General features: G+C 74.9%; 7 protein-coding genes. 2 read left to right on the forward strand and 5 right to left on the reverse strand.

What is annotated here, in order from left to right:
• Together ICW40_RS15290 and mgrA are read right to left on the reverse strand one after the other, a co-directional pair.
• Positions 1-282: alpha/beta fold hydrolase (locus ICW40_RS15290; RefSeq protein WP_374199166.1), on the reverse strand; the 282-nt coding region annotated here is incomplete at its 3' end.
• A gap of 44 nt (positions 283-326) precedes the next feature.
• The gene (gene mgrA, locus ICW40_RS15295; RefSeq protein ID WP_221654879.1) at positions 327-1358 is read right to left on the reverse strand and encodes an L-glyceraldehyde 3-phosphate reductase; all 1032 of its coding nucleotides are present in this window, start codon (positions 1356-1358) and stop codon (positions 327-329) included.
• A gap of 138 nt (positions 1359-1496) precedes the next feature.
• Between mgrA and ICW40_RS15300 the strand changes: the two genes are divergently transcribed.
• On the forward strand, positions 1497-1949 hold the full coding sequence (locus tag ICW40_RS15300) for a tRNA (cytidine(34)-2'-O)-methyltransferase (protein ID WP_221654883.1): 453 nt from the start codon (positions 1497-1499) through the stop codon (positions 1947-1949).
• Between the two features lie 31 nt (positions 1950-1980).
• Here the strand turns inward: ICW40_RS15300 and ICW40_RS15305 are convergent, their stop codons facing one another.
• A complete protein-coding gene (locus tag ICW40_RS15305; RefSeq protein WP_221654880.1) occupies positions 1981-3294 on the reverse strand; it encodes an ABC transporter substrate-binding protein in 1314 nt (437 codons plus the stop codon).
• Positions 3295-3485: 191 nt separating this feature from the next.
• Positions 3486-4457 carry an NAD-dependent epimerase/dehydratase family protein gene (locus ICW40_RS15310; RefSeq protein WP_221654881.1) on the reverse strand — a complete coding sequence of 324 codons (972 nt, stop codon included), beginning with the start codon at positions 4455-4457 and terminating at the stop codon, positions 3486-3488.
• Between the two features lie 125 nt (positions 4458-4582).
• Here ICW40_RS15310 and ICW40_RS15315 point away from each other — a divergent pair, with 125 nt between their 5' ends.
• A complete protein-coding gene (locus ICW40_RS15315) occupies positions 4583-5410 on the forward strand; it encodes a tryptophan-rich sensory protein (RefSeq protein WP_221654882.1) in 828 nt (275 codons plus the stop codon).
• Positions 5411-5422: 12 nt separating this feature from the next.
• On the opposite strand, the gene ICW40_RS15320 is transcribed toward ICW40_RS15315, so the two are convergent.
• On the reverse strand, positions 5423-5994 hold a 572-nt coding region (locus ICW40_RS15320; protein ID WP_374199167.1), incomplete at its 5' end, for a hypothetical protein.

A 5994-nucleotide genomic window follows, 5' to 3' on the forward strand; every position in this document is an offset into this window, starting at 1 on the left:
GGCCGGCAGCGGCGTCCCGCCGTGCCCGCGCGCGTCCACGGTGAGCACGGCGCGCTCCGCGGCCCAGCCGGCGAGCACCGGCTCCCAGCACGCGCCGGAGTCGGTGACGCCGTGGAGCGCCACGACCGGCACGCGGTCGCCCCGCAGCTCGCCGTACAGCGCCCACGCCACCGGCCCCTCGGCCGTCGTCGTGATCCCGTGCCGGACGTCAGCCTCCACCGTGCCCCGCTCCGTCACGCCCCGCTCCGCCACGTACCGATCCACCGCGCCCCGCTCCGCCATGCCTTGCTCCGCCGCGCCGGAGCGCTCCTCCGACGACCCCACGCTCAGCGGGCCGTGCCGTCGACCGCGTGCTCCTCGATGGCCGCGATCTCGTCGTCGGTCAGCGCGGGCGCCTGCAGGGAGGCCACGTTGTCCTCGAGCTGCGCCACGCTGCTCGCGCCGATGAGCGCGGAGGTCACGCGCTGGTCGCGCAGCACCCACGACAGCGCCAGCTGCGCGAGGCTCTGCCCACGCGCTGCCGCGATGCCGTTCAACGCGCGGGCCCGGGCGAGGTACGTCTCGGAGATGCGCTCGGGCTTGAGGAAGTGCCCGACCGCGGCGCGGGAGTCCTCGGGGACCTCGCCCGAGAGGTACCGGTCGGTCAGCAGGCCCTGCGCGAGCGGCGAGAAGACGATCGTCCCGACGCCGAGCTCGCCCACGACGTCGAGGAGGGTCTCGGACTCCCCCTCCGCCACCATCTCGACGTGCCGGTTGAACATCGAGTACGAGGGCTGGTGGATGAGCAGCGGCGTCCCGAGCTCGCCGAGGATCCGCGCGGCCTCGCGCGTCTGCGACGGCGAGTAGTTCGAGACGCCGGCGTAGAGCGCCCTGCCGCTGGTCACCGCGGTGTGCAGCGCGCCCATCGTCTCCTCGAGCGGCGTCGACGGGTCGAACCGGTGCGAGTAGAAGATGTCGACGTACGGCAGCCCCATCCGCGCGAGGGACTGGTCGAGCGACGAGAGCAGGTACTTGCGCGAGCCGCCGTCGCCGTACGGGCCCGGCCACATGTCGTAGCCCGCCTTGCTCGAGATGACGAGCTCGTCGCGGTACGGCCGCAGGTCACGCGCGAGCACCTGGCCGAACGCCTCCTCGGCGGCGCCCGGCGGCGGGCCGTAGTTGTTCGCCAGGTCGATGTGCGTGACGCCCAGGTCGAACGCGCGCAGCAGGATGGCGCGCTGGCTCTCGAAGGTCTTGGTGTGCCCGAAGTTGTGCCACAGCCCGAGCGAGAGGGCGGGCAGGTCGAGGCCGCTGCGCCCGGTGCGGCGGTACGTCATCGTGTCGTAGCGGTCGTCGGCGGCGCGGTGGGGTGCGGTCATGAGGTCACGCTAGCGGCGGCCACCGACAACCACGCGGCCGGTCCGCACGGGGGCCGCGGTCGTCCGCACGGGGGCCGCCGCCGCACCGCTGCGCGACCCCACCGCGTCGCCTGCCAGACTGCCCCGGTGCTCCACGTCATGTTCTACGAGCCCCGGATCGCGGGGAACACGGGCAGCGCGATCCGGACCTCGGCCGCGACCGGCGCCGCCCTGCACCTCGTCGAGCCGCTCGGCTTCGACCTCTCCGAGCCCAAGCTGCGCCGCGCCGGCCTCGACTACCACGACCTCGCGCACGTCGTCGTGCACCCGGACCTCGAGACCGCGCTCGACGCCCTGCCGACGAGCCGCGTGCTCGCCTTCACGACGCACGCCACCCGGCGCTTCACCGACGTCGAGTACCGGGACGACGACGTCCTGCTCTTCGGCCCCGAGCCCACCGGCCTGCCCGACGACGTCCTCGCGCACCCGCGGGTGACCGCCCAGCTACGGATCCCCATGCTTCCCAGCCGGCGCTCGCTCAACCTCTCGAACTCGGCCGCCGTCGCCGCGTACGAGGCCTGGCGCCAGCTCGGCTTCCCGGGAGCCGTCTGACGCGCCGCACACCGCCCGGGAGGGAGCCGGCTCAGCCGGCGCTGCCGGGCACGCCGCCGTCGGTGAGCGGCACCGGACCGCCGTCGTACGGCACCACCGGACCGGTCGTGTTGTCGGTCAGGAACGGGGTGCCGACGTAGACCTGCTCCCCGCCCCTCACGACGTTCACCTGGGCGCCGCTGTAGGCGACGTTGGAGTCGCCGAGGGAGAGCGGGACGCGCCCGTTGCCGAGCAGCTCGCCGCTGCGGACGGCCGCCAGGAGGCTCTCGCGCGTCGGGTCCGCGCCCGCGGCCGCGAGCGCCTCGGCGAACAGGTAGGCGACGGACATGCCGTAGACGACCATGCCGTCGAACGGCATCTCGGGCATGTACTCGGCGTGGACCTGGCGGAACAGCGCGGTCCACTCGTCGCCGACGGTGTCGTGCGGCGGCAGGTAGTTGGCGCTGGTGTAGCCCTCGAGGAGCATCGGACCGGTCTCGCCGAGGTAGGACGAGACGGTCCGGTAGTCACCGCCCGTGCTGCTCACGATCCACTGCGGGAAGTAGCCCATCTGCGCCGCGGTGCCCACGGTGATGGCACTGAACGCGTTGATCGCGGCGAGGTAGACGACCTCGCACCCGGTCGCCTTGAGGGCGGCGACCTGCGCCGTGAGGTCCTGGGTCGCGACGGAGTACGTCTGCTCGGTCGCGAGAGCGCCCTCGCCGAGGACCTGGACCAGGCCGGTGCGGAAGCCCTGGCCGAGGTCGTCGCCCTGGCCGAGGAAGCAGCTCGTCGCGCCGGGGTAGGTCTGCTCGCCATGCGTCGCGAGGATCTTCGCCTCGACGGCGTAGTCGATGTTGTAGCCGAACGTGTTCGGGTACGCCTCGGGCTGGTTGAACATCGAGCTCCCGGACGCGACGAACAGGTCGGGCACCTCCTCGAGGTGCAGGTACTCGAGGATCGACCCGTGCGTCGCGGTGCCCAGGCCGTTGAGCATCGCGAAGACCTGCTGGTTCTCGACCAGCTCGACGGCGACCGTCGGCGTCGTGCCCGGGTTGTAGCCGTCGTCCATGACGATGTAGCGGATCTGCCGGCCGTTGATCCCGCCGTTCGCGTTGATGTGCGCGAAGTAGGCGCTCGTGGCGGTGGCGATGGTCGCGTAGCCCTCGGCCGCGGGCCCGGTGAGCGGGTGGTGGCTGCCGACGAGGACGACGTCGTCGCTCACGCCGGGCTGCGGCTCGGCGGACGCGCTCGCCTCCGGGGACGGTCCGCCGGCGCCCGGCAGCGAGCAGGCGGTCAGCGCGGTCAGGGCGGCGACGACGACGGCAGCCACGCCGGCGCGACGGCGTGCGGGGGGACGGCTCATGTCAACAGCTCTCGGTCCGTGGGGGGTCGGGGGACCGGTGTCGGGCCGTCCCCGCTGGGGGGTGGGGGAGCGAGCAGGACGGCACGGGCCCGGGATGATCGGAAAACTAGCAGGTGCGAGGATCTCCCGACGGCGGCCGGACGGATGAACAGATCCGGTTCGGACGGGTGAAATCGCTGGTCAGGGGCCGTTCATGATCGCGTCAACAGGCGTTCCGGATGGAGCCGCTCGTCGAGCGGAGGGTGCTCGAAGCCCGTCCGGAGCACCCAGCGCCAGGCATCGGCGACCGACTCCTCGACGGGTCGCGACGGCAGCCCGAGCTCGCGCGCACGTCCGGTCGCGACGTCCCACGCGGTGCGCGCGACGTCGTCGGGCAGCCAGAAGGGCAGGTCACGCCACGGCTCGACGCCCGCCTCGAGCAGCGCCGCCTCCGGCACCGGCACCGCCTCGGCCGGGTCGCCGCCCTCGGCCGCGACCGCGGCGCGGCACGCCTCGAGCATCCCGTGGAACGTCGTCATGCCGGCCGGGCCAGTCGCCGTTACCGGCCCGCCGACGCCGCGCTCGACCATGTCGAGCAGCCAGCCCGCGAGGTCGCGCACGTCGACGAACGCGACCGGGACGTCGTGCTCCGGGACCGCGACGCGCTCCTCGGTGGCGAACCGGTGGATCCACGACGTCAGCCGCCGGGTCCGGTCGCCCGGGCCGATGATGAGGCCGGCCCGCGCGAGCAGCACGCGGTCGTCGAGGGCCGCCCGCAGGACGCGCTCGCTCTCCGCCTTCATGGGCCCGTACTCGCCGACGTCGGCGTCGGGCCCGAAGGTGGGGTCCGACTCGTCCCGGACCGGCCCGGGCGGCCAGTCGCGGTACGCGCTCACGCTGCTGACGTACGCGTACGCCGGCACGTCCCCGAGCACCTCGGCCGCCGCGAGCGCGCCCGCGACGCTGTACCCGCACGTGTCGACGACGGCGTCCGGCCGCGGCACGTCGACGAGCGCGGTGCGCAGCGAGTCGACGTCGTCCCGGTCGGCGTGGACCGCGCGCACACCCGCGGGCAGGTCCCCCGGGGTGCGGCTGAGGCCGACGACCTCGTGCCCGCGTGCGGCCGCCTCCCGCACGACCGCGCCGCTGAGGAACCCCGTCGCACCGAGCGTCAGCACTCTCATGGCGCAGAGTCTGGCGTCCGACGGGCCGCCGGCGGTACCCCTGGGCGTGGCCGGCGCACCCGGCCGCGCCTGGCGCGCCGGGCCCACCAGGTGACGGGAGCCGCGCCCGCTGCCACGCTCGGTGCATGCAGCGCTCCGACGTGGTTCGCCAGGCAGGGGTCCTCGTGCTCGCGCTCGTCGCGACGGCCGGGGCCTTCCTCGGCTCGGGCGCCCTGGGCGGCACGCCGATCGCGGAGGCGGCCGACGGCGCGCTCTCGGCCTCGGCCACACCCGTCGCGCCCGGCTCCCCCGCCTTCTCGATCTGGTCCGTCATCTACACGGGGCTGCTGGCGTACGCGGTGTGGCAGGCCCTGCCCGCGCAGCGCGAGGACGCCCGCCAGCGCCGCATGGGCTGGCTCGCCGCCGCCTCGATGCTGCTCAACGCGGCGTGGATCGGCGTCGTGCAGCTCGGCGTGCTGTGGCTGAGCGTCGCCGTCATCGTGGCGCTGCTCGTGGTGCTCGTGCTCGTCCTGCGGATCTGCATCGCCGTCCCGCGCCGCTCGCTGCTCGAGGCGCTCGTGGTCGACGGCACCTTCGGCCTCTACCTCGGCTGGGTGACGATCGCGACGATCGCCAACACGGCGGCGGCCCTCGCGGCGTCCGACGTCGGCCCCCTCGGCCTCGGCCCCACGCTGTGGTCCGTCGTCCTGCTCATCACTGCCGCGCTCATCGGCCTCGCGTTCGCGCTGCAGACGGGCGGCCGCCTGGCCTTCGCGCTCGCGCTCGCCTGGGGGCTCGCCTGGGTGGCGATCGCCCGGACCACGGACGAGCCGCGCGACATCCCGGTAGCCGCCGCGGCGGCCTGCGCGTCCGTCGTCACGCTCGGCTCGGCCGTCGTCGTCCGCGTCCGCGACCTGGTGGCCGCCCGCCGCGAGGGGCGCACGGCGCCGACGGCGGCAGCGGTCCCCGACTGACGACGGCAGACGTCAGGCGCCGTCCGCCGCCCGCTCCTCGGCCGGCCGGCCGCTGCCCTGACGGTCCGCCTCCACCAGCACGCCCTCGCGGACCCAGCCGCGCAGAGGCGGCGCCGTGGTCGCGCCGAAGGCGACGTTGACCTCGCCCGCGATCGTGAGGTCCTCGCCGTCGTGCGTCAGGCGGACGTCGGCGACGAACGGCGTCTCGAGCAGGCGGACGGTGAGCCGCAGGGCGCCGTGGTCGTCCACGGACGCCGCGCACGCGACCGGCTCGGGTCGCTCGGTCCCCCGCGCCGGGCGCCCCGGGAGGTCCCAGAGCATCGGCACCGCGTCGATCTGCCAGGTCCCGTACGCACCGGCCACGGTGGCGCCGCCGCCCGGGGCGTGGGCCGGACGGTCGAGGAACGTCCGCGGCGCCCGCGCGCTCCCGTCCGTCGCGACCGTGAGGAACGTGTGCCGGTCCCCCACGAACACGCGCAGCGCGCTCACGCCGAACGGGTTCGGGTCGACGACGACGCCGAGCCCGCCGTCCGGGCTGCCGGCGCGCCAGGGGCCCGCGTGCGGCGGCCGGCCGAGCGGCGGCT

Origin of the sequence: Actinotalea ferrariae (genome assembly GCF_019733465.1) — a bacterium.
GTDB classification, from domain to species: Bacteria; Actinomycetota; Actinomycetes; order Actinomycetales; family Cellulomonadaceae; genus Actinotalea; species Actinotalea ferrariae_A.